This window comes from Burkholderia plantarii (assembly GCF_001411805.1).
GTDB classification, from domain to species: Bacteria; Pseudomonadota; Gammaproteobacteria; order Burkholderiales; family Burkholderiaceae; genus Burkholderia; species Burkholderia plantarii.
Genome location: NZ_CP007213.1, coordinates 1,691,242 through 1,716,316 on the forward strand (window position 1 = coordinate 1,691,242; position 25,075 = coordinate 1,716,316).

A 25,075-nucleotide genomic window follows, 5' to 3' on the forward strand; every position below is an offset into this window, starting at 1 on the left:
GGGATTCGTCGGTCGCCGGTCTGGCGAACGCGGATCGTGTTCTAATCCCTCCGCATGAACAGGACGGGCAGGGGAGCCAACGGATGAAGAAGAAAGACGTGCGCGCCGCGCCGGTCGACAGCGCGGCGTCGGGGCATAGCGTGACCCTGATCGACGTGGCGCGGGTGGCCGGCGTCGCGCCGATGACGGTGTCGCGCGTGCTGAACCGTCCCGAGCTGGTGCGCGCCGATACGCAGAAGAAGGTGCTCGACGCCGTGCGCGCCACCGGCTACGTGCCGAACCTGCTGGCGGGTGGCCTCGCCAGCAATCGCAGCCGTTTGGTCGCGATCCTCGTGCCCACCATCGTCAATTCGATTTTCGCGGATACCGTGCAGGCGATCATGGACGGCCTGTCGCGCTTCGGCTACCAGACGCTGCTGGGCCTGACCGCCTATTCGACGCAGCGCGAGGAAGAACTCGTCGAGGCGATTCTCGGTCGTCGGCCCGACGGCATCGTGCTGGCCGGCACGCTGCACAGCAAGGCGACGGTCGAGCGGCTGTCGAAGGCGAAATTACCGGTGGTGGAAATCTGGGATCTGACCAGCAAGCCGATCGACATGGTGATCGGCTTTTCGCACGAGAAGGTCGGCAAGGAAGTCGCGCGCCATCTGGTCGGCAAGGGCTATCGCTCGTTCGGCGTGGTATCGGTGGACGATCCGCGCGGCCTGCGTCGCCTGAAAAGCCTCAAGACGGAACTGGCGGCGCTCGGCATCGCCGAGCCCGCCGTGGCCGTGATGCCGGCGCCGGCCACGTTGCAGGCGGGACGGGAAGGGGCGGGGCGGCTGCTCGACGCGGCGAAGCCCGACGTGATTGTGTGCAGCTCCGACACGCTCGCGCAGGGCGTGCTGGCCGAAGCGGCCAGCCGCGGCCTGCGCGTGCCGGCCGATCTTGCGGTGATGGGATTCGGCGATCTGAGCACGGCCGCGCAGGTGTTTCCTGCCTTGTCCACCGTGCGCATCGACGGCGCGGCGATCGGCGCGAGTACGGCCGAGGCGCTGCTCGCGCGCTTCACCGACGCCGGCGACGCGGCGGCGGCCGCCGCCGTGAGGATCGACAAGGGATTCACGATCGTGGAGCGGCACAGCGCCTGAAACGTGACGTTCGCGGCTCTCCCGGCTTCCTGCGAAATCAGCCCTGCGCCCAGCCCGGCAACGTGCCCACCGCCGCCACCGGAATCTCCTCCGAATCGTTCACGTGCCGCGCGCGGGATGCCGTTAAACCCGGGGGCAGTTGCCGCACGACCGGGCGCTGACTCCGCTTTGGCGTTTGCAAATCACGCCGGAGGAACGCCGCTTCGGGCATTACCTGCTGGTGAGACGCAGCCTTTGAGAAGTGACCTCCTCCCGAAAAACCGTAGCGGCGAAGACTGGAGATTTCTGGCAAATTTGAAGCCCTGACGGGTGGGTGGTTTGCATGAAGAAATCGAGGTACACGGAAGAGCAGATTGCCTTCGCGTCGAAGCAGGCCGAACTGGGCACCACGGTCACGGACGTGTGCCGAAAGATGGGCATTTCGGAGGCCACCTTCCACAACTGGAAAAAGAAGTATGACGGCCTCGGCGTGTCCGAGCTACGGCATCCGAAGCAACCGGAAGAGGAAAATGCCCGGCTCAAGCACATGGTGGCCGGCCTCAGCCTGGACAAGCAGATGCTGCAGGAGGTGGTGCGAAAAAGCTATGAAGCCGGCGTGCAAACGCGCGTCGGCTGATTTCTTGATCCAGGCCTATCGCGTGAGCATGCGGCGAGCGACGGCTGTATTGCAGTTGCGTCAGGCCACGTATTGTTATCAGCCTCATCCACGTGAGGACCGCGCCGAACGCCAGCGCATCCGGGAAATTGGCGAAACCCGGATTAATCAATCACAAGAAAACGTATCGGATCTACTGCGAGGAAAAGCTGAATTTGCGACGTAAGCGGCCACGCCGGCGCGTGGCCGCCGCACACCGCTTGGCGCGGCCGGAAAACTCTACCGTCAACACGTGCTCGAGCATGGACGTCGTGGCCGATCAGCTGTTCAACGGGCAGAAAATCCGCGCCTTGACCGTGGTCGATAATTTTAGTCGGGAGAGCGTGGCGATCACGGTCGACTACGCCTTGAAGGCAACCGATGTGGTCGCTACGCTGACCCATCTGGAATCGCTTCGCGGCACCAAAACGGATAAAGGTCGATAACGGCAGCGAGTTCATCTCGCCTGCATTGGATCACTGGGTGTATGAAAACGGGGTGACCTCGGACTTCTCACGCCCTGGCAAACCCACGGATAATGCGTTCATCGAGTCGTTCAACGGCAGCTTGCGGGACGAATGTTTGAACGTGCATTGGTGCTTGTCACTGGACGATGTCCGGGAAAAGATCGAGCATGGGCGGCAGGATTACAACGAATCCAGACCGCACAGTTCGCTGGGCGATCTGACGCCGTGCGAGTTCCGGCTCGCACACCTTACGGCCGGACACCTCCAAGTCTAGGCGCTCGGCTAGTCGGGGGGAGGTCAAGGCCACTGCCTGAAGCAATCCGGCAGCGCACGTAGAGGAAGGAATTGGTAGTGCGAAGGAGGGGCTTGAGCTGCCACGAGCGGTGGCCGCAGTCGGCCGTCGCTGCGAGCCTGGCGGCATGGCAACGCAGCGCCGGTGTGCGCTCCAGACAGCAGAGGCAATGAAGCGATGAGGCGGCGCGGCCACAAGCCCACGCCGCGCCCCGACGCTTGCCCTCAGAATCCCACTTCGCGCTGCAGCACCGCCGCCACGAAGCGAACACCCTTGCCGACATAGCTCTCGCGCCCCGCGCCGAGCTGCACCGTGCCCGGCACCTCGCGCCCGAGCCCGTCTCCGCCATTGCATTCGCCGAAGCGCACCTGCCAGGTGGCCGCGAGCGGCACCAGCTGGTGCGTCCTCGCGTCCTGCTCGGCCGGGATCGGGCCGCCGTAGGTGCTGGCCACCGACGGCGCGTCGAGCGTCGCCAGGTTGACCTTGTCGATCGCGTCGATCCGGCAGCGGCGCGCCGCCAGTTCGGGCAGGCTCGCCACGAAGCTGGCCGACTGTCCGGCCTTCAGCCGCGCCACGTCGTTCTCGCCCACGTAGGCGTCGCCCTTCACGGCGCCGGGCGCGATCAGGTCGTAGAGGCGCTCGCCGCGCGGCAGCCAGGTGCCGGGCGCCTGCGCGTCGTCGTTGGCCTGCACGGTGCCGTCGAACGGCGCGCGGATCGTCAGCTGCGCGATCTGCGCCTGCAGGCCGGCCACGGTCTGCCGCGCCGAATCCCAGCGATGCGAGAGCGCGGTGCCCTGCTTCTGCAGCCGCTCGTCGAACGGCTGCTGGTCGACTTCCCAGTGCAGCAGCGCCTCGTCGGCGCTGGCGGCGGCCAGCTTGGCATCGAGATCGGGTGACACCAGCACCGCCAGCACCTCGCCGGCGCGCACGCGCTGGCCGTCGCGCGCCGGCGTCGGCATGGCGGCGAGGTAGCCGGGCGCGACGCTGTAGAGCCCCTGCGCGCGCTGCGGCGCGAGCACGGCCGGCGCGCTCACGCCGGCGTGCCACGGCAGCACGAGGAAGCCGAGCAGTGCGGCGCCGAGCAACGCGCTGCGCCGCGTCTCGCGACACCAGCGCAGCTCGTCGCGGCGCTGCCAGGTGAGCGTGGCCTCGCGCCAGACCGGGCGCACGATGAACCAGCCGAACTCGACGCAGAACAGCAGCATGCCGAGCAGCTTGAAGAACGCGTGATAGACCACCAGCGCGATCGACATGAACACCACCAGCCGGTACAGCCAGGTGGCGAACGAGAACGCGATCAGGAAGCGTCGCCGCGAGGCGCGGCACGGCTCGGGCTGCGGGTCGCCGAAGCCGAACAGCCACTCGCGCAGCCACCAGCGGCCGAGCGCGAACGCGCGGTCGTGCAGGTTCGGCATGTCGAGCCAGTCCGACAGCAGGAAGTAGCCGTCGAAGCGCATGAACGGGCTGGCGTTGATCGCGAGCGTGGCCACCCAGGTGGTGGTGGCGAGCATGAACGCGCCGCCGCGCAGCGGCCCGTCGGGCAGGAGGCTCCAGGCCAGCGTCGCGAACGCGGCCAGCGCGATCTCGCTCAGCATGCCGGCCGCGCCGATCCAGAGCCGGTCGCGCCGCGCCGGCACCTTCCAGGCCTCGGTGGTGTCGGTGTAGAGCACCGGCAGCATCACCAGCAGCGCCACGCCCATGGTCGGCACGCGGCAGCCGTGGCGCTGCGCCGTGTAGGCATGCGCGAACTCGTGCAGGATCTTCGCGAAGCCGAGCGCGATGCCCACCCCGATCAGGCCGCGCCAGTCGGCGTAGCCGTGGAAGGTGTGGACGAATTCGTCCCAGTGGCGCGAGGCGAGGATCAGCCCGATCAGCGCGACGGCGGCCACCACGATCCACGACGCCGGCCGGAACGCGAAACGCACGTAGCGCTCGGTGGCGCGCAGCAGCGGCATCGGATGCCAGAGCGGAATCCGGATCATCAGGTAGTGCTTGAGCAGCCACATCGCGCGCGAGGTGCGCTGCGCGGCGCCGTGCTGTTCGAGCCGCGCGGTGTCGGCGGCGCTCGCGGACACCAGCAGGCTCTGCTGGCGCAGCATGCGCGCGAGCGCCTCGAGGTCGTCGAGCGTGATGGTCAGCGTGGTGTCGCGGTTGACGGCATCGACGATCGCCTGCGCGTCGTCGAGCGGCCAGCGCGAGAGCATCTCGAAGGCCGGCCAGCCGATCTGGAAGAAGCGGTTGGCGGCCGGGTCGTGCAGCATCCAGGTGGGCGCGCCGTCGGGCGTGGCCGCGCCGGGCGAGAGCGTCAGCTCCTGGCGAAGTTGCGGAAGTCGTGGCATGGCGGAAAGCGCGCTGTCACCAGCCGAGCCATTGACGCGCGAGCGTCAGCGGGCGGCGCAGCACGTAATAGATCGCCGGCACCCACGGGCCGCGGATGCGCGCGGTGCCCATCGCGCCGAGCGGGGCCTGGCGGGCATCCTCGTCGCGCGTGTCGAAGCTGGCGCGCACGCGGTACGCGAGCACGCCCTCGGGAGTGGGCTCGGCGCGCCAGGCGATCGAATCGACGCGTGCCTCGTAGCTGGTGAGCGGCGAACTCTTCGGATAGAGCGTGAGCGCGGTGCCGGGCTGCACGTCGATGTTGTCGGCCACCGGCAGCCAGGCGGTCACCTCGACGTGGGCCGGATCGGCCAGCACCAGGATCTTCTCGCCGACGGCCACCGCCTTGCCGGTCCATTCGTTCGGATCACTGAACACGGCCACCCCCGAGCGCGCGGCATTCACGCTCACGCGGGCGAGCTGGCGCGCCGTGTAGTCGAGCTCGACGCGGCTCTGGTCGAGCTTGCCGCGCCGTTCGGCCATGTCCAGGCGCGTGCGGTCGTCGGTGACGGCGAGCTGCTCGGTCTGGCGGAATTCCTCCTGCGCGGTGTCGTAGTCCTTGCGTGCCACGGCGTAGCGCGACTGCAGCGTGGTGGCGTCGAGGCCGAGCAGCGGCGTGCCGGCCTGCACCACCTGGTTCGGCTTCACGTAGAGCCGGTCGATCACGCCGTCGAGCGGCGAGCGCACCACGAACGGATCCTTCGGCGTGACCTCGGCCGGCGCGAGCACGGTCAGCCGCATCGGGATCACGCAGACCACGGCCACCCCGATCAGCACGCGGCGCTGCTGGCGGCCGGGCCGCAGCACGGCGCGCGCGCGTTCGAGCCAGCTCGCGCGCGGCGAGAACGCCTCGAACGCGTGCGCCCACACTTGGCCGAGCTCGGTCAAAAGCGCGGTGTCGGTGGCGCTCCAGGCGGTGTCGCGCGCGAACACCACGCCGCCCACCGGATGGCCGGCGCGGTCGGTCAGCGGCAGCCACGCGCCGTTCGCGGGCCACCAGGCTTCCCATTCGGCCGCCACGTGGGGCGCCTCGGCCTCGAGGTCGGCGGCGGTGAAGGTCTGCACCTTCGGCCGCGCCGGCAGCACCGGCGCGCCGTGGCCTTCCACGTGCGCGGCGGCGTCCCTCGGCGGCGCGCCGCGCAGGCCGTGCGCGAGCGCCTTGCAGAGCGCGCCGAGCCACTGCACGTAGGGCGCGTTCGGGTCGCTCTGCGGCAGGCCCGAGACGGCCGCGACGTGACCCGGCGTGTCGCCGCGCCACCAGGCCGCCTGCCGGTAGGGCACCAGCGCGAGCGTCTCGTTGACGATCGTGAAGCCGAGCGTGGTCTCGCTCGCGGCGAGCCGCGCGCGCGTCGACAGCTGCCACAGCAGCGCGAGCTGCTGGCCGTCGATGCGGACCTGTTGCGCCGCGTCGTCGGCCCTATGCGTTTGCGTCATTGCATCACCGCGCGAAGGTCGCCCAGCCGCTCATGCCCGGCAGCAGTTCCGGCGCGCCGCCGTTGAGCGCCGCGGTCACGTCCACGGTCTGCGTGACCGGATCGACGCGCGCGCCGATCCGCGCGACCCTGGCCGGATAGGTCTTGCCGACCTCGTCCACCTGCACGCTGAGCGGATGGCCGGGCTTGAGCCAGGCGAGCCACTTCGACGGCACGATCATCTTCAGTTCGAGATGGCTGGTGTCGATGATGGTCAGGAGCGGCTTGCCCGGCTCCGCGAACTGCTGCGGCGAGGCGCTGCGCTTGGAGACGCGGCCGTCGAACGGCGCGGCGATCGCGCACTTGCGGACGGTGGCCTGCATGTAGGCGACGTCGGCGGCGCTGGCCTTCTGCTTGGCCTGCGCCTGCTGCACCTCCAGCTCGCCGATCGAATGCAGCGCCTGCAGCTTGCGGTTCGTGTCGAGCAGCTCGCGCGCGCCTTCCGCGTCGGCCTGGGCCTTGCGCAACTGCGCATTGAACAGCGAGCAGTCGAGCGTGACGAGGGTCTGCCCGGCGCGGAACGTGTCGCCGTCGCGGAACGGCAGCGAGGCGATCTTCGCCGAGATCTCGCTCGACACGTCCACCTGGTCGCGCGAGACGAGCTGGATGCGGATTCGCGAGTCGTTGCCGTCCGGGCTCGCCGGCGCGGCGGCCGGTGCCGCGGGAGCCGCCGGGGCGGCGGCCGGCGCCGGAGCCGGCCGCGCGGGCGGCGCGGCGGGTGCCGCCGTGGCCGCCGAGGCGGCCCGTGCTGCGACGAGCAGCGCGACTGCGGCCGCCGCCCGGTATTTCATGAACTGCGTCATTTCGGGGTGGCTCCCGCCGGCAATGCCGCTGCCGCGGCGATCGTCGGACCCGGTTGCGCGAGGGCGGCGGCCTGGATGCCGTGCTGGGCGATGTCGTCCCAGCGCTTCTGTTCCTCGCCGATCGATTGCGTCAGCGACGAGAGATCGGTGCCGTTCAGCCTGGCCGGCACCGGATCGAGGCCGAGCGTGGCCAGCATCTGGCCGTAGGCGCTTTCGAGTTCGCCGTAGCTCTGGTACAGGCGCAGTTCGGACATCATCGCGGCGGTGGCCACGCGGATTTCCTCGAGCTTGCCCTGGGCGTTGGCCACGGTGGCGTTGTGCGTGTGTTCGAGGATCTGCTGGTCGATGTCGTTCAGCTGCTTGAACAGGTCGAACTGGCGCGTCTTGGCGCCGAGTTCGCTGCGCGCGACGTGGACCTGCGTGAGCACGGCCATGCTGAGCGCCATGCGCTGCATCTTCGCCACGTCGAGCTGGGCCTGCGCGGTGCCGCGGATGTTGCGCTGGTTGAGCAGGTTCAGCAGGTTCCAGCTCACGCTGATGCCGGCCGAGCGCCACGCGTTGTACACCAGGAAGCTGTTGCTGTCGTAGTGCGCGCCGAGGCTGAACTCGATGCCGGGCAGCAGCTTGGCGATCGCCTTGTGGGTTTCGTTGACGCTGATGCGCTCGTTGTAGCTGGCCTCGACCAGTTCCGGGCGGCGCTGCAGCGCCATGTCTTCCATCTGCGGCATCGCCATGTCGAAGGCCGGCACGCGGAAGTCGTCGCTCGCGGCGAGCGTGAAGTCCTTGCCCGGTTCGAGGTTCATCAGCGAGGCCAGACGCGGCTTGGCTTCCTCGAGCTGGTCGCGCACGGCTTCGAGCTGGCGCATCAGGTCGAGCAGCGAGCGCTGGTAGTTGAGCGTCTCTACCGGCGAGCGCAGGCCCTGCTGCTGGGCCGCGCGCGAATCGTCGAGCGCGCTCTTCGCCTGGTCGAGCAGCGGCCCGATGCGGTCGTGCAGGCGCTGCGCGCCCATCGCCTGCCAGTACGCCTCGCGCACCTGCTGCATCATCAGCTGCACGACCTTGCGGCGGCGCTGCTCCAGCACCAGCACGTGGTCGGCCTGTTCCTTGGCCTCGAAGTAGCTGACGCCGAAATCGAGGATGTTCCAGGACAGGTTCAGGTCGGCGGTGCGGCTGTTCTTGTCGGTCGAGTACGACGGAATCAACGATTCCTCGTGCGTGAACAGACCTTCGGAGGCCGACGCGAGCTCGTGGTTGCGGTTCGTGTAGCCGGCCGCGGCGGTCAGCTTCGGCAGCAGGTCGAAGTTCGACAGGTCGAGCTGGCGCTGGGCCAGCGCCTCTTCCATCATCTTCAGGCGATGGTCGAGGTTGTAGCGGATCGCACGCGCCATTGCCTCGTCGAGCGTGATCGGTCCGTTCACCGACTGCTGGTTCGCGAACATCGTGGCGCGATCGGTGCGAGCCGTTTCGGCCCGTTCGGCGTCGGAGAACGGCATGGGCTTGACCGCGCAGCCGGACAGCCAGACGACGGCGAGCGCGACCGCGAGCAGGGCGGGACGCGGTGCGCGTCCACGGAGCGACAGGGTTTTCACTTCGGCTGGTCTCTTATGTGATTGAGCGAGTTGGGCAAGGAAACCGGGGTTCATGAGCGGCGCTCCGTGGTGGCATGGATGGCATCGGAAGGCGCCGCGTCGTGGCGCGCGACGTGCAGCGCGGCGTGCGCGCTCGCGAACTGCGCGGCGAGCGAGGCCTTCGCGGGCGGCAGCGCGGCGTGCGGGGCGGCCGGCGCCTGCGCTCCCCGCGCGGCCGGCTTCGCGGCGTCGTGACCATGACCGGGGTCGCGCGGCGCGTGGGCGGCCGGCGCGTCGAAGCGCACCGTCACCTCGCGGCGCGTCACGTTGCCGGCCGCGTCGCGCACCAGCAGCGTGACGTGGACCGAATGCACGCCGGCGGGCGGCGTGCCGCTCAGCACGCCACGCGCCGCGTCGTAGTGGAGCCAGGCCGGCAGCGGCGCGCCGTCGGGCAGCGTGACGGCCACGCTGGTCCCGGCGTGGCCGGCATCGGGGCCGGCCGGGGCCTGCAGCAGCGGCGCGACGCGCAGCGCGAAGCGGCTGTCGCCCTGACGCAGCGGATGGACGTCTGCGGCGGGCAGCGCGCGCGGCACGGGCGGCGCGCCTTCCACGCCGCGCGGCACGATCGAATCGAGCGCGCTCACATGGGTGTCGCCGAGCGAATCCTCGCGAGCGCCGTGCGTGCCGAACGTGAAGGTCGTGCGCGACGGGATCAGGCCGAGCCCGCGCGGCGCGTCGAGTTCGTTGAGCACGATGGTCGGGTTCGATACGCCGTCGCTGTGGCCGTTGACGTCGGCGACGATCAGCGGATTGGCGCGGCCGGTGAACAGCGGCGGCGGCGCGATGATCGGCGGCTCGATGCGGCGCGGCTGGGGCCACGGCAGGATCGGCGTGCCGACCTGGTCCTGGCCCGCCTGGATCTGCAGCGAGCGCGTGAGCGGCGCGCTGGTGGCGGTGCCGTCGCCGATCGTGAAGATCAGCGTGCGCGAACCGGCCTTGCCCTCGATATGGTTGTCGCGATAGGTGACGGCGGCCAGCGCCGCCTGCCACTGGTCGACGCTGGCCGCGCCGCCGGCCGACTGCAGCGTCAGCGTGCCGGTGGCGGCGTTGTAGCTGGCCGTGATGTCGCCCGTCGCGGCGCTGGCATTGAAGGCCAGCACGTCGTGCAGCGGATCGAAGCCGGTGCCGATCGACACCGTCGCCAAGGTCGGCGGCGTGCCGTTGCGGTCGGTCAGCGTGATGCCGGCGCCCACCGCCACGCTCGACTTGCCGTCCGCCGTGTAGCTCAGCGTCGCATCGCCGCCGGACAGCATTGGCGTCTGATGGGTGGCGGTGACGGTGACCTGGCGCGTATGGGCGGCGCTGGTCTTGGTGTCGTCGCTGACCGTGAAATCGATGGTGCGGGTGGTCGTGTCGGGCGTGACGGCCGTGTCGGTGTAGGTGACCGAGCGCAGCGCGGCCTGCCATTGCGCGAGCGTGGCGGTGCTGTTGGCCGAGGAGAGCGTCAACGTGCCGGTGGCGGCATCGTAGCTGGCGGTGATGTTACCCATCGTGGCGCCGTCGTTGACGAACGCGAGTACATCCTCGCCGGCGTGGAAACCCGCGCCGATCTGCACGGTGGCCGAGGCCAGCGTGCCGTTGTCGCGATCGCCCACGATGATGCCGGCATCGACGGCGATCGGCGTGGAGGTCGTGTTGTCGCCCGACACGAATGCGGCCGGCCCGGTGCTGCCGGTCGACATCGTCGGCGTTTGCTCGGTGTCGGTGATGCTGACGTCGCGCGAAATCGCGGTGCTCGACTTGGCGCCGTCGTTGACGGTGAAGCTGATGGTGCGGGTAGCCGTGTCGGGCGTGACGGCCGTGTCGGTGTAGGTCACGGCGCGCAGCGCGGCCTGCCATTGCGCCAGCGTGGCGCTGGCGTGCTGCGAGGTCAGCGTCAACGTGCCGGTGGCGGCGTCGTAGCTGGCGCTGATGTTGCCCATCGTGCCGTCGTTGATGAAGCCGAGCACGTCCTCGCCGGCGTGGAAGCCCGTGCCGACCTGCACGGTGGCCGAGGCCAGCGTGCCGTTGTCGAGGTCCGACAGCGTGATGCCGTTGTCGACCACCACCGGCGTCGAGGCCGTGTTGTCGGCGGCGACGAACGAAACCGGGCCGGTGCTGCTGGACGAGACGAGCGTGGTCTGGTCGGTGGCGGTGATGTCGATGTCGCGCGAATAGGTGGCGCTGCTCTTGGTGCCGTCGCTGATCGTGAAATCGATGGTGCGCGTGGTCGTGTCGGGCGTGACGGCCGTGTCGAGATAGGTCACGGCGCGCAGCGCGGCCTGCCATTGCGCGAGCGTGGCGCTGGCGTGCTGCGAGGTTAGCGTGAGCGTGCCGGTGGCCGCGTCGTAGCTGCCCGTGATGTTGCCCATCGTGCCGTCGTTGTTGAACGCGAGCACGTCCTCGCCGGCGTGGAAGCCGGCGCCGATCTGCACGGTGGCCGAGGCCAGCGTGCCGTTGTCGAGGTCGGACAGCGTGATGCCGTTATCGACCGCGATCGGCGTCGAGGCGGTGTTGTCGCCCGACACGAACGCGGCGTCGCCGCTGTTGGTGGAGCCGACGATCGGCGTCTGGTCGGTGTCGGCCACGGTGATGTTGCGCGTGAGCGCGGTGCTCGACTTGGTGCCGTCGTTGATGCTGAAGCTGATGGTGCGGGTGGCCGTGTCGGGCGTGACGGCCGTGTCGGTGTAGGTCACGGCGCGCAGCGCGGCCTGCCATTGCGCCAGCGTGGCGCTGGCGTGCTGCGAGGTCAGCGTCAACGTGCCGGTGGCGGCGTCGTAGTTGGCGCTGATGTTGCCCATCGTGCCGTCGTTGATGAAGCCGAGCACGTCCTCGCCGGCATGGAAGCCCGCGCCGATCTGGAACGTCGCCGAGGCCAGCGTGCCGTTGTCGAGGTCGGACAGCGTGATGCCGGTATCGATCGCCACCGGCGTCGAGGCGACATTGTCGCCGGCCGTGAACGGCACCGAGCCGGTGCTGCCGGTGGTGAGGATCGGCGTCTGGTCGTTGGCGGTGATGTCGATGTCGCGCGAATAGGTGGCGCTGGTCTTGGTGCCGTCGCTGACGGTGAAATCGATGGTGCGCGTGGTCGTGTCGGGCGTGACGGCCGTGTCGAGATAGGTCACGGCGCGCAGCGCGGCCTGCCATTGCGCGAGCGTGGCGCTGGCGTGCTGCGAGGTTAGCGTGAGCGTGCCGGTGGCCGCGTCGTAGCTGCCCGTGATGTTGCCCATCGTGCCGTCGTTGTTGAACGCGAGCACGTCCTCGCCGGCGTGGAAGCCGGCGCCGATCTGCACGGTGGCCGAGGCCAGCGTGCCGTTGTCGAGGTCGGACAGCGTGATGCCGTTATCGACCGCGATCGGCGTCGAGGCGGTGTTGTCGCCCGACACGAACGCGGCGTCGCCGCTGTTGGTGGAGCCGACGATCGGCGTCTGGTCGGTGTCGGCCACGGTGATGTTGCGCGTGAGCGCGGTGCTCGACTTGGTGCCGTCGTTGATGCTGAAGCTGATGGTGCGGGTGGCCGTGTCGGGCGTGACGGCCGTGTCGGTGTAGGTCACGGCGCGCAGCGCGGCCTGCCATTGCGCGAGCGTGGCGCTGGCGTGCTGCGAGGTCAGCGTCAACGTGCCGGTGGCGGCGTCGTAGTTGGCGCTGATGTTGCCCATCGTGCCGTCGTTGATGAAGCCGAGCACGTCCTCGCCGGCATGGAAGCCCGCGCCGATCTGGAACGTCGCTGAGGCCAGCGTGCCGTTGTCGAGGTCGGATACGACGATGCCGGAGTCGATCGCCACCGGCGTCGAGGTCACGTTGTCGCCAGCCGTGAACGGCACCGAGCCGGTGCTGCCGGTGGTGAGGATCGGCGTCTGGTCGGTGGCGGCGACGGTGACGTCGCGCGTGTATACGGCGCTGGTCTTGGTGCCGTCGCTGATGGAGAAGCCGATGGTGCGGGTGGCCGCGTCGGGCGCGACGGCCGTGTTGGTGTAGGTCACGGCGCTCAGCGCCGCCTGCCATTGCGCGATCGTGGCGCTGGCGGTGGCAGAAGTCAGCGTCAGCGTGCCGGTGGCGGCGTCGTAGCTGGCGCTGATGTTGCCCATCGTCAGGCCGTCGTTGACGAACACGAGCACGTCCTCGCCGGCGTGGAAGCCGGCGCCGATCTGCACGGTGGCCGAGGCCATCGTGCCGTTGTCGAGGTCCGACAGCGTGATGCCGTTGTCGACCGCGACCGGCGTCGAGGCGGTGTTGTCGGCCGACACGAACGACGCCGAACCGGTGTTGCTGGAGCCGACGATCGGCGTCTGGTCGGTGTCGGCCACCGTGATGTTGCGCGTGAGCGCGGGGCTCGACTTGCTGCCGTCGCTGATGCTGTAGCTGACGGTGCGAGTGGCCGTGTCGGGCGTGATGGCCGTGTCGGTGTAGGTCACGGCGCGCAGCGCGGCCTGCCATTGCGCGAGCGTGGCGCTGGCGCCGGCCGAGGTCAGCGTCAACGTGCCGGTGGCGGCATCGTAGTTGGCGCTGATGTTGCCCATCGTCAAACCGTTGTTGACGAACGACAGCACGTCCTCGCCGGCATGGAAGCCCGCGCCGATCTGGAACGTCGCCGAGGCCAGCGTGCCGTTGTCGAGGTCGGACACGACGATGCCGGAGTCGATCGCCACCGGCGTCGAGGTCACGTTGTCGCCAGCCGTGAACGATGCCGGGCTGGTGCTGGTGGTCGACATGATCGGCGTCTGGTCGGTATCGGCCACGGTGACGTTGCGCGTGTACGCCGCGCTGGTCTTGGTGCCGTCGCTGACCGTGAAGCTGATGGTGCGGGTAGTGGTGTCGGGCGTGACGGCCGTGTCGGTGTAGGTCACGGCGCGCAGCGCGGCCTGCCATTGCGCGAGCGTGGCGCTGGCGGTGGCGGAAGTCAGCGTCAGCGTGCCGGTGGCGGCGTCGTAGCTGGCGGTGATGTTGCCCATCGTGTGGCCGTCGTTGACGAACGTGAGCACGTCCTCGCCGAACTGGAAGCCCGCGCCGATCCGCACGGTGGCCGAGGCCAGCGTGTTGTTGTCGAGGTCCAGCAGCGTGATGCTGTTGTCGATGGTGACCGGCGTCGAGATGTCGTTGTCGGCCGCCACGAACGACACGGCGCCGCCGTTGCTGGTCGAGATCAGCGGCGTCTGGTCGGTGTCGGCCACCGTGATGGTGCGCACCAGCGTGTTGCTGGTCTGCGCGCCGGCGCTGAGCGTGATGTCGATGGTGCGCGTGGCGGTGATCGGCGTGACGGACGTGTCGGTGTAGAGGACCGCGCGCAGCGCGGACTGCCACTGCGCAAGCGTGGCCGTGCCGCTCGACGAGGTCAGCACCAGCACGCCGGTCAGCGTGTTGTAGACGCCGCTGATGTCCCCCATCGTCGTGCCGTCGTTGGTAAAGCCGAGCACGTCCTCGCCGGAATGCAGGTTGCCCGTGATCGCGATGATCGCCGTATCCACCACGTTGCCGAGCGGGTCCGCGACGGCGATGTTCGCGTCGATCGCCACCGGCGCCGCGGGGGCGTTGTCGCCCGCCACGAAGCTGACGCTGCCGGTGCTGGTGGTCGCCAGCGCGGGGGCGGAACTGATCACGTCGATCGAGTAGGACACCGGCGCGCTGGTCTTGACGCCGTCGCTGATGGTGATCGAGATCGCGCGCGTGCCGAGCGGGGCGCTGCTGCCGGTTTCGAACTGCAGGTTGTCGAGCACGCTCTGCCATTGCGCGAGGGTGCCGCCGGTGGAGGTGATCGTCAGGGTGCCGGTGGCGGGATCGTAGCTCGGGCTGATGCCGTTGACGGGAATCTGGCCCAGGCCGCTGAAGGCCAGGATGTCGCCGCTCTCGAAGCCCGAGGTGATCTGCACCGTGATCGTCAGCGAGACCAGCGCGGACGGGCTGCCGACGTTCAGGTCGGTCAGCGCGAGGCTGCCGTCGATCGTCGTGGCCGAGTTGCCCGGCAGGAAGTTCTGGCTGGTCGAGGAGCCGCTGGTCAGGACCGGCGTCTGGTGGGTCGCGACGACGGACAGCGACTTGGTCTCGGTGGCGCTGGTCTTGGTGCCGTCGTTGACCGCGAACGAGATGGTGCGGGTCGTGCGGGTCGGCACGGCGGCCAGGTCGGTGTAGGTCACCGAGCGCAGCGCGGCCTGCCATTGCGCGAGCGTGGCGCTGGCGCCGGCCGAGGTCAGCGTGAGCGTGCCGCTGTTGCCGTCGAAGCTCGCCGTGATGTTGCCGAACGAGCCGCTGCCGAGCGCCAGCAGGTCCTCGCCCCCCACGTAGTTGCCGGTGATCTGCACGGCGGCCGAGGCCATCGTGCCACTGTCGCTGTCGGTCAGCGTGATGTGGGTGTCGATCGCCACCGGCGTCGAGGGGGCATTGTCTGCCGCGGTGAAGGTGGTGGTGCCGCCGCTGGTGCCGAGCAGCGGCGTCTGGTCGGTCAGCGCCACGTCCACGGTGCGGCTCCACACGCTGCTGGTCTTGGTGCCGTCGCTGATCACGAAGGTGACGACGCGCGGCGTGGTGGTGGGCGCCGCCGAGAAATTCTGGAACTGGATCGAGCGCAGCGCGGCCTGCCATTGCGCGACCGTCGCGGTGGAGTTCAGCGAGGTCAGGGTCAGCACGCCGTTGGAGTACGAGCTGCTGATGTTGCCCATCGTCGAGGGGTTGCCGACGAACAGCAGCACGTCGCTGGGATCCTGGAAGTTGCTGATCGCGACGGTGGCCGAGGCGAGCGTGGCGTTGTCGAGGTCCGACACGACGATGCCGCTGTCCACCGTGACCGGCGTCGAGGAGGTGTTGTCGCCCTGGGTCAGTGTGACGGTGCCGCTCGTGCCGCTGATGAGCGGCGTCTGGTCGGTGTCGGCCACGTTGACGGTGTCCGTCACGGTGGTGCTGGTCTTGACGCCGTCGCTGATGCTGAACGTGACGGTGCGCGGCACGTTCGACGGCGTGACGGCGGTGGACGTGTAGGTGACGGCGCGCAGCGCGGCCTGCCACTGCGCGAGCGTGGCGGTGCCGGTGGGCGAGATCAGCGTGAGCACGTTGTTCGAAATGGACGCCTGGATGTCGCCGTACAGCACCGTGTTGTCGTTGCTGAACGACAGGAAGTCGGTGGACTGATAATTGCCGGTGATCGTGACGGTGGCCGTGTGCAGCGGGCCGCCGTCGGCATCGGCCACGGTGATGGTGTTGTCGACCACCACCGGCGTGGAATTGGTGTTGTCGCCCGCCACGAAGCTGGCGGTGACGCCGCCGCCGCCGATGATCGGCGTCTGGTCGGTGTCGGTCACGCTGATGTTGCGAGTCGCCGCCGGGCTGACCAGGGTGCCGTCGTTGATCCGGAACGTGAGCACGCGCGTCGCGTTCGACGGCACGACCAGGTCGCTGGTGAAGGTGACGGCGCGCAGCGCGGCCTGCCATTGCGCGAGCGATGCCGTCCCGCTCGCCGAGGTCAGCGTGAGCAGGCCGGTGCCGGTGTTGTAGATGGCGCTGATGTCGCCCATCGTCGCCGGGTTGTTGCTGAACAGCAGCTGGTCGTGATTGACCTGGAAGTTGCTGGTGATCTGGATCGTGGCGCTGGCGAGCGTGGTGCTGGTGCCGTCGCTGATCGTGACGCCGGCGTCGACCACGACCGGCGTCGAGGGCGCGTTGTCGCCGGTCACGAACGCTGCCGTGCCGCCGTCGGTGGTTACCGTCGGGCCGACCGCCACGACCACGCTGTGATGCAGCGCCGCACTGGTCTTGGTGCCGTCGTTGACGACGAAGGTGAGGTCGCGCGTGCCGCTGGTGGTGGTGCTCGACGACGCGAAGGTGACCGCGTCGAGCGCGGACTGCCATTGCGCGACGGTCGCCGCGCCGCTGCCCGAGAACAGCGACAGCACGTGCGTGCTCGGGTTGTAGCTGGCCTGGATGTCGCCGTACAGCGTCGAGTTGTTGTTGGTGAAGCCGAGCGAGTCGCCGCTCGCGAACCCGCTGGCGATCGTGATGGTGGCGGTGGCCAGCGAGGCGTTGTCCGCGTCGCTGACGTGAATGTTCGCATCGACCGTGGCGGCGGCCGTGCCGGCGAGATAGTTGGTGCTGGTCGCGCCGCCCTCGGCCAGCACCGGCGTCTGGTCGGTCGCCGTGATGGTCACGTTGCGGGTGGCGATGTTGCTGGTGAAGGTGCCGTCGTTGAACGAGAACGAGATGGAGCGCGTCGTGGTCGAGAGGGTCGGCGAGGTCAGCGAGCTCGAGAACGTCACCGATTCGAGCGCGGCCTGCCACTGGGCGAGGGTCGCGGTGCCGGCGCCGGTGCTGAGCGTCAGCGTGCCGGTACTCGTATTGTAGACGCCGGAGATGCCGTTCTGCGCCGTGAAGTTGAGCACGTCGCCGGCCTGGACGTTGGTGATCTGCACGGTTGCCGTCTTGGCCGTGCTCGAGCTGCCGTCGCTGAGCGTGAGGCCCGGGTCGACCGGCACCGCGTTGCCGCCCGTGCCGGTGCCGTTGTCGGCCGAACTCCACGCGGCGCTGCCGCTGCTGGTGGTGACGGTGGGGCCGGTGTCCTGGTAGGTCAGGTTGTCGAGCGACGGCTCGAAGGCGCCGGAGTCGTTCTGGTCGATCAGCGAGAACGAGACGATGTTGTTGAAGGCGCTGCCGAGCTGGCTCGACACGGTGGCGCCCGGGAAGCCGCCCACGGCGGCCGTGGCGAGCTGGATCAGCGCGCTCGAGGTGCCGTTGGCGTAGTGCGCCTGGATGTAGAGGTCGCCGTTGAACGAGCTGAGGTCGAAGCTCTGCAGGTTGAAGGTGTGGCCGTTCGCGAGCGAGATGGTGACGTTGCTCATCGCCGAGGCGCCGTCCGCGTTGATCTCCAGCACGCCGTCGGTCTGCGAATCGGTGATGTCGGTCGGGCCGTTCGGCGCGTTCGAATCGTTGTACGCGAAGGTGTTGGCGGCCTGGTCGAGCGTGTAGACGATGCCGTCGAGCGTGAACTGCGACGAGCCGAGCGCCTGGAAGTTGTTGTTGGCGGCCGTGTCGTAGGTTTCCACCGTCACGCCGAGCAGTTCGTTGAACTGCGCCTCGGCGCTGGCCGATTCGTTCAGCGTGCTGTGGACGTTGCCCGCCTGGTATTCGAGCGTCCAGTTGCCGCCGAGCGAGGCGGCGCCGGTCGCGTCGGTCGAGGCCGCCACGTTCAGGTGCGTGATGCCGGCGATCTGCTGCACCAGCGCCTGGCCGTCGGCCTGCCGGGCCACGTCGCAGCCGTAGATCAGGAAGTCGCCGCCGGCCTTCATCGCCGCGCCGATCTGCGCGAGCTGGGCGCTGTAGGCCGACAGGTCGGACGCGGTCAGCCAGGTCGAGCCGGCCTGGATCGCGCCGTCGGTGCCGTGCGAGATCAGCGCGATCGAATCGACGCCGTGGTGGCTCTGCAGATACTGGGCGATCTGCGCGAAGCCGTCGGTGCTCGCGTCGAGCACCACGTACTGCGTGCCGGCGGCCAGCCCGGCGATCAGCGTCTGGTAGTTCGCCACGCTCGGGTCGATGAACACCACCTGCGTCCGGGCGGCCGGCATCGCGACGCTGACGTCGTTGGCGTTGGTGTGCTGCGTATCCTGTTGGGCCTGCTGCTGGTTCTGCGCGGCGGCGGCCGTCGAGGTCGGGTCGCTCGCGGCGCGCGAGGCGCCGCGCACCGGCTTGTCCACCGGTGCGTTCTGCGTGGCGTTGGCCGAGGCGGTATCGGTCTGGGACTCGGTGCTGCGATGCGTGTCCGCGTGCGCGTGTTCATGCGCATGCGGCTGGGCGGCGATGGCGGCCACCGACGCGTCGTAGACGACGCGCGGCTCGAGCGCGAGCAACAGCGGAGAGGCCGCGACGCGCGGTCCGGGTCGGTTGGCGCTTTGCTGCTGGCGTGCGAACCACTGCTTGACGATCTTCATGACGATGCTCTCCATGCTGCTGCTACCGGCCCGACGCCGCGCTCGCGTGCCCGGGCGGCCGATCCGCCCCGGGCGATGTTTGACGCTGCGACGCGCTTTAGCCGCGCGTCGGATACACCCCTTGCAGCGCGATGATGAACGTCAGGCCGATGTAGGGGTTGCGACTGTCGAACGGCAGGCTGCCGCCGGCCGCCGAGTTCGTGATGCTGGGCGGCGCCGTGGTCACGCTGGCGTTGAACGGCAGCAGGTTCGTGTTCGGCGTGGAGGTGCTGTACACCGTTGCCGTGTGGCCGCTCGAGGCGCCCGGGCCGAGCACCATCGCGGCGCCCGGCACCGACTGCGGATTCGCGGTGTTGGTGGTGGCCGGGATCGAGATCGACACCGTGCTGGTGCCGCCGCCGCCCGTCACGAGCGCGGCGTGCGTGTGCATCGGCATTTCCGAGCTGGTCAGGGTGATCTGCTCGGCACCGCCGGTCTCGCCGAGCACGATCGGCGCGAGGCCCGCGCCGGTGCCGACGCCGACCGGCGAGCGACCCTGCAGGTTCGGCAGGCCGAAGTTGGAGACGCCGGTGCCGCCGTAGTTGGTGCCGAGCAAGGCGAACAGCGCGTTGTTCTGCGAGATCGGCAGCAACTGGCCGCCGCAAAGCGCCCAGCCATAGGGGGCGAAGTCGAAGGCGACCATGCGGATTTCGCCAAGGTACTGATCGGACATGTTGACTCCTGAAGGAGATCGGGTGGGGAAAATGGTGCGATGGGAGCGGGAGTCGTCCCGCCGCCGTCAGGCGCCCGCTGCCGGTGCGCCGGCGGTGGCCGCGGCGTCGTCCAGACGGCGATGGATGACCACGCAGATCGTGCCGGCGCCGGTCGCGAGGGGGCGCGTCGGCGACGCGAACAGCGACCATGCGCGGCCGTCGGGGGCGCAGAAGCGGTAGGTGTCCTGCGGCAGCCGCACGTTGACGGGCAATTCGAAATTCGCCAGATAGCAGGCGTGCTGGTCGTCCATCGGCAGGCCGTCGGGCGCATCCGTCAGGCGCGTCTGGGTCAGCGGCACCGCGGCGGCGTCGGCCGTCGTTATCGTCAATACTTGTCCGAGCAGTGCCTTCAGCTCGTCATGGGTGGGTAGAACTGACACGTCTCATTTCCCCAGGCGTTGGTCCATGCGCCCGCCCGTTCGCGGGCGCATGGCCGTGCGAGCAGGCGATCCTTGTTATTGCATCGTCAGGCCGCGGAAATCTTCCCGTGCCACGCCCGAGACTCCGGTGCCAGACTGGCTGCATGGAATTCGGTTTCCATGTCGTTTTAATCGAGCGTTAAACCATGGCCTAGGGTTTTCACTATCGTCCAGCTCTTTCTGTTTACGGCGTCCGCCGGTTTTTCTTGAGTTCGAACCGGTTTCTTCGAGCGAGCCGCATCCCTTAAAGCGGTTCGGTCGGCACGACCGGGTCGCGCCGCAACCCCGCCAGCGGAGTGGCCGGCAAATCGAACCGGACAGCATCGCGGCGCATGGTTTCGTACACTCCGCCGCTGCCGGTTTTAACGAAACCGAGCCGCTTGTATAACCGCTGCACCGGATTGTCGGCCTCCACGTTCAGACTCACTGGTAAGCCTTGCAGGACCGCCTCGGCGATCACCGCATGCATGAGCCGGGTGCCGATGCCGCGGCCGCGCCATTCGGCCAGCAGCGAAATGTCGATCACCCGGACCTCGTCGCCGAGCTGGCGCGGGCGCCAGGCGTGATAAAGGCGCCCGACCGGCTGGCCGGCGAGCGACACCACGTCGAAGCAGCCCTGCCGGTAATGCTCCTGATAATACTTGTGCTGAAGTCCGAACTGTTCGCGCAGAAAAGCATCGACCCGCTCCGGCCCCCAGCCGGTTCGCATGAATTCCTCGCGACGGGTACTGATGAACACCTCGCAGAGAAACGCCAGATCAGCATCGGTCGCGGCTCGCAGCGTCAAATCCGCATTCGCGCAATCGCTTGCCGCGAGGAGATTCGGAGCGGATATCAAATCGACTGTCATGGACCCAAATATCTGAAATGGCTGGCAAAAAAATGACAGACGAGATGCTAACCAAATGTCAGATGAGCAGCAACAGGATTTTATTCAGGGGAAATCCGGTAATTGCACGAATACGTTTGCGCGCGTATTTTCGAATTTTTCACTGCTATTTTTCTGGCGAATTTGGTAGAGCCGGCTCTGGTAGTCGCGACCATTATGAAGATGTGCATCTTCGATTGAAGGCAAAACGAAAGAATTGAAGGGCGGGCCGGATGCGGAGGCAAAAAAACGCCCCTGGGCGGCCAGGGGCGTCGGGTGAGCTGGCGGCGTGCGCCGCAGCGGGCTCAGTGCGGCTTCGGATCGTCGTCGAGCGTGTGCAGGAACGCGATGATGTCCTGGATGTCCGCCTGCGTCATGGCCGGCGTGTCGCCGAACTTGCGGTCGAACGGAGCATCGGTCACGTCGACGTTGGCCTGGTACCTGGCCGGGACGTCGTCGTATTTCTCGATCTTGCCGTCCGGGCCGCGCGGGTAGAACTTGCCCGGGTCCGTGTTGCGCGCGTTGTAGAAGTCCATCACGTGCTGCAGGTCGTGGTAGATGCCGTTGTGGAAGAACACCTGGCGCGTGGCGGCGTTGCGCAGCGTCGGCGTGAGGAACATCGAGCAGTATTGCGACTGGTCCTTCAGGTCGGTGCGGAACGGGCCGCACACGCCGATATCGTAGAACGCCGGGTCCTTGTTCTGCGCGAGCGCGTGGTTGCGCGGCACGCCCAGCGCCTCGTACTGGTAATCGGTGAACATCGGCGGCAGGCCTTCCGGGCTCGGCTTCGAGAGATGGCAGCCCGCGCAGTTCGCCTTGTCCGGATCGTTGAACAGCCGCAGTCCGTTCAGCTCGGCATGGCTCAGGCGCGCCTTGCCTTCCAGCCAGCGGTCGTACTTGCTGTTGTACGGGTGGAACGAGGGGTCCTCGAACTGGTAGCGCGCGATCGCGAAGACGATCTCGGAGGCGGCCAGCCGCGGATCGTTGAAGACGTTGTCGCCGAACATCTGCTTGAGCGTCGTCGCGTACTTGCTGCCGGCCACGCGCGTGACCAGGCCATCGATGTTCGGGTTCGCCATCTCGACCGAATTCAGCAGCGGCCCGAATGCCTGCTGCTGCAGCGTATCGGCGCGGCCGTCCCAGAACAGGCCGCCCTGCGGCACCATCTGCACCGGGGCCGCGCCGCCGGCCGTCTTCTGCGCCTTCACCACGCCGGCGTTCTGGGCGGCGAGTTGCTGCACGGTGGGCGCGGCGTCGTTCTCGCCCGCGTCCGGGCCGATGCTGAAGTTCGGCTGGCGGTTCAGGTACATCAGCGAGGGCGGCGGGCGGTAGCCCTGCTGGTCCAGGTTCCGGCCGCCGAGCTGCACGTCGAGATCGTTCGGCGGGCCGTAGGCGTGCGCCGGGCTGTGGCACGACGCGCACGACATCTTGCCCGAGGCCGACAGCATCGGGTCGAAGAACAGCGATTTGCCGAGCAGCGCGACGGCGGAAAGCGGGTGATCGACCGGACGTTTCAGCACGACCGGATGCGGATTCGCGCCCGTCAGGTTCTCGACGATCTCGCCCACGGCTTCGGGCACGTCGGCCGGGAACGCGACCGCGTAGCCGGCGTAGCCCACCGCGGCCAGCACGGCGGCGCCGGCGATCGTCAGCACGACCGCGCGCAACGGATGGCGGCGGGGTGCCGCGGGAGAGGGAGGGACGGCGGGCGTGGCGGAAAGCTCGTTCATGCTGGTGTGGTCGATTCGGGAGGGCCGCCCGCGAAGGCGGCCGCACAGGCAAAAGGCCGGCGCTCGGGCGCCGGCCGGTTTCGTTACATCGTGCCGGATCAGTTGGCCGGTGCCGCGCTCAGCTGCGTGCCGGCCGACGGATCGAGGAACAGCGCCGTCGTGTTGGCCGTGCCCGTCAGGTTCAGCATGTCGCTCATGTCGCCGGTCGTCGCGTCGAACGAACCACCGCCAAGGCGTGCGCCGCCGAGCCAGTTGTCTTCGATGAAGCGCGCCACCGATGCCTGCGTGATCTGGACGTGGCTGACGTAGTTCGTCTTGGCCCACGGCGAGATCAGCACGAACGGGATGCGCGTGCCCGGACCGCAGCGGCCGTTGACGGCCTTGCCCGTGACGCCGAGCGGTGCGGTGGTCGAGCCCGTGCCGCAGATGCCGTCGCCGTTCAGCTGGTCGACCGCGTCGAACGACGCGTGCGTCGGCGTGGCGTACTTGTGGTCGTACCAGCCGTCCGAATCGTCATACGTGACCACCACGGCCGTGTTCTTCCAGTCCGGCTGCTGCATCAGGAAGTTCACGACCTTTGTGACGAACAGCTGCTCGTCGAGCGGGTCCGAGTAGCCGGCGTGCGCATCCTGCGCGCCCGGCGCCTTCAGGAACGACACCGACGGGAAGTTGCCGGCCTTGACCGCCGCGAAGAAGTCGTCCGAATCGTACTGGTGGTTCGCCGGCTCGGCCGTCTTGCCGTCCGCTTCCAGGCTCGAGCCGATTGCCGCGGTCGAGCTCGGGCGCGTGTGGTTCGGGTTGGCCGTCGAAGCGAAGTACTGGAACCAGTTGTGGTGCGGGATGTAGTCGTTCGTCGCGGCGCCGACGGCCACGGCCGTCGTCTTGCGCGTGCAACCCGTCGAGCCGTCGGCGTTCTTGGTCGACAGGTTGAAGCCGCCCATGAAGCCGCCCCACGTGATGTTCTGCGCGTTCAGCAGGTCGCCGATGTTCTTGCCCTGCATCATCGCCTGATCGGTCGTGCTCGAGCAGACGTCATAGCCCGGGTCCACGTCGTTGATCATCGTGTAGCCGCTCTGGCCGTCGTTGATGTAGTACGAGCTGGCCAGCTTCGTCGACGTCGACTTCGAGGTCTTCACGATCTGCATGCCGTTGGTGTTGCCCGACACGACTTCAAGCGCGCCCGGCGTCGACGGACCATAGGTGTCCGTGAACGCGTTGTCGCTCATCGCGTAGTGCGAGGCGTAGTTCCACAGCGCCGTGACGGTGTTGCCGTCGTAGTAGCCCATCACCTGGCCCTTCGTGCCGAAGCCGCCCACGCCGCCCGGCGTCGCCGTACCGGTGTAGAGCGGGAACAGGTCGGCCGCGCCGTTGTCGTAGGCCTGCTGTTCCGGCGTGTACGCGTGGTTCTGGTCGGCCGAGGCGGCCTGCGTGCGGTCCAGACGGAACGGGCCCGAGGCGTTCGCGCCGTTGGCCGGATTCGTCTGGTTGCCGTTGGCGGTGCGCAGCGTGCTGGTGGCGACGCCGAGGTTGTCGATGTCGGTCTGCGTGTTCGCGGCCGGCGTGAAGGCCGGTTCGCCCGGCAGGTTGGTAGCGTTCGGGTAGGTGCCGAAATAGTGGTCGAACGAGACGTTCTCGCCGTAGATCACGACCAGATGCTTGATCGGCGTCTTGGTCTGCAGGGCGTCCTGAGCCGAAACCGTCGCGGTCGTCGGCGGCGTGGTCGAGGTCGAGGTGGACGGGGAACTATCATCATTGCCGCCACAGGCGTACAGCGCGATCGCGGACGCGGCGCATGCAGTGGCAATCAAGGTTCGACGAAGCAGCATTGTGTGAGACTCCATTGGAAGGCCGTCTGTTGTTTCATTCCCCGTGCGGGACGGCGCGGACCATTTTTGGTAGCGGGCGGGGTCTTCGAGGCGGGATACCCCCCCGAGCGTCGAAGTGCGAGCATTGGAACAGGTCGGTATGAAGCTGGCGGGAAGAGTTACTTTCGCGGCAGTTACGCATGCGTATCTGGAGCATTACGCGTGATTGGATGGCGAAAGAATCATGAAGGCATGGCGGCGAGGCGCGTGACGGGCCGGCAAGCCGGGCCGGCGGCACGCGTTTTCCCATCGTGACGAAAGCTCGACGATCCGATGAAATTCATGCGAAGAAATGCTTTCGAGTACATTTTTCGAGGCTGTCCGAATGATTCCCGAGACGTCGAAACGCCGGCGGAGCCGGGTGCCGATACGCGGCGGGCGATCGGCGGCGATCGTCGGCGAGATGGCGTGGTGTCCGTCGATAACAAAATGAAGGCTGGCGACAAGTCGGGCGAAAGCCGTGGTCTGGACGAAAGCCGCGGCGCGCGGTGATTCACGATTCGGGCGCCGGGGCGGGCCGGCGCGGCGGTTTTCGCGGCGGCGCATGCCGATCACGCGCGCCGCCGGTGCGCAATCGCCCGGCCGCCAGCGCAGCCCCGCGCACGATGGCGTTGCAGGCGTGCGTGACACGCCGCGAACGCGCCGGTTTCGTCGCGCGGACACCACAGCGCCTGCCAGATTTTTATGTGTTCCCTGCGCGGGTCGACGCGAACGGCAAAGCCGCCGAGCCGCAAGCCATTACAATTGCGGAT

12 protein-coding genes and 1 pseudogene are annotated in these 25,075 nt (G+C 68.3%); 2 read left to right on the forward strand and 11 right to left on the reverse strand.

Going from position 1 to position 25,075, the window contains the following annotated elements; translation table 11 throughout:
* Positions 1-83: 83 nt before the first annotated feature.
* Entirely contained in the window at positions 84-1,130 is a 1,047-nt protein-coding gene (locus bpln_RS24470) for a LacI family DNA-binding transcriptional regulator (RefSeq protein ID WP_055140255.1), read from the forward strand.
* 322 nt (positions 1,131-1,452) lie between these two features.
* A pseudogene (locus bpln_RS24480) lies at positions 1,453-2,505 on the forward strand (IS3 family transposase).
* Positions 2,506-2,747: 242 nt separating this feature from the next.
* Here the strand turns inward: bpln_RS24480 and bpln_RS24485 are convergent.
* The 11 genes from bpln_RS24485 to bpln_RS36100 all read right to left on the reverse strand — a co-directional run bounded on the left by bpln_RS24485 (position 2,748) and on the right by bpln_RS36100 (position 24,878).
* Complete coding sequence (locus tag bpln_RS24485; protein WP_055140257.1) at positions 2,748-4,862, reverse strand: HlyD family efflux transporter periplasmic adaptor subunit; 2,115 nt, start codon at positions 4,860-4,862, stop codon at positions 2,748-2,750.
* A gap of 16 nt (positions 4,863-4,878) precedes the next feature.
* The gene (locus bpln_RS24490; RefSeq protein ID WP_042627808.1) at positions 4,879-6,333 is read right to left on the reverse strand and encodes an efflux RND transporter periplasmic adaptor subunit; all 1,455 of its coding nucleotides are present in this window, start codon (positions 6,331-6,333) and stop codon (positions 4,879-4,881) included.
* Between the two features lie 4 nt (positions 6,334-6,337).
* On the reverse strand, positions 6,338-7,174 hold the full coding sequence (locus tag bpln_RS24495) for an efflux RND transporter periplasmic adaptor subunit (protein WP_055140258.1): 837 nt from the start codon (positions 7,172-7,174) through the stop codon (positions 6,338-6,340).
* Complete coding sequence (locus bpln_RS24500) at positions 7,171-8,817, reverse strand: TolC family protein (RefSeq protein WP_052498443.1); 1,647 nt, start codon at positions 8,815-8,817, stop codon at positions 7,171-7,173. Before bpln_RS24500 ends, bpln_RS24495 begins: the two co-directional genes overlap by 4 nt.
* Entirely contained in the window at positions 8,814-18,689 is a 9,876-nt protein-coding gene (locus bpln_RS24505; protein WP_055140259.1) for a DUF4347 domain-containing protein, read from the reverse strand. The genes bpln_RS24500 and bpln_RS24505 overlap by 4 nt, the downstream gene beginning before the upstream one ends.
* Before the next feature lie 97 nt (positions 18,690-18,786).
* Complete coding sequence (locus tag bpln_RS24510; protein ID WP_042627811.1) at positions 18,787-19,401, reverse strand: phage tail protein; 615 nt, start codon at positions 19,399-19,401, stop codon at positions 18,787-18,789.
* A 66-nt stretch (positions 19,402-19,467) separates the two neighbouring features.
* A complete protein-coding gene (locus tag bpln_RS24515) occupies positions 19,468-19,821 on the reverse strand; it encodes a DUF6916 family protein (protein WP_055140260.1) in 354 nt (117 codons plus the stop codon).
* A gap of 283 nt (positions 19,822-20,104) precedes the next feature.
* Complete coding sequence (locus bpln_RS24520; RefSeq protein WP_055140261.1) at positions 20,105-20,710, reverse strand: GNAT family N-acetyltransferase; 606 nt, start codon at positions 20,708-20,710, stop codon at positions 20,105-20,107.
* A gap of 323 nt (positions 20,711-21,033) precedes the next feature.
* The gene (locus bpln_RS24525) at positions 21,034-22,458 is read right to left on the reverse strand and encodes a cytochrome-c peroxidase (protein WP_042627814.1); all 1,425 of its coding nucleotides are present in this window, start codon (positions 22,456-22,458) and stop codon (positions 21,034-21,036) included.
* A gap of 98 nt (positions 22,459-22,556) precedes the next feature.
* Positions 22,557-24,284 (reverse strand): phospholipase C, encoded by a 1,728-nt coding sequence (locus tag bpln_RS24530; RefSeq protein WP_420807382.1) that lies wholly within the window; start codon positions 24,282-24,284, stop codon positions 22,557-22,559.
* 195 nt (positions 24,285-24,479) lie between these two features.
* Complete coding sequence (locus bpln_RS36100; protein ID WP_148654159.1) at positions 24,480-24,878, reverse strand: hypothetical protein; 399 nt, start codon at positions 24,876-24,878, stop codon at positions 24,480-24,482.
* Positions 24,879-25,075: the final 197 nt, after the last annotated feature.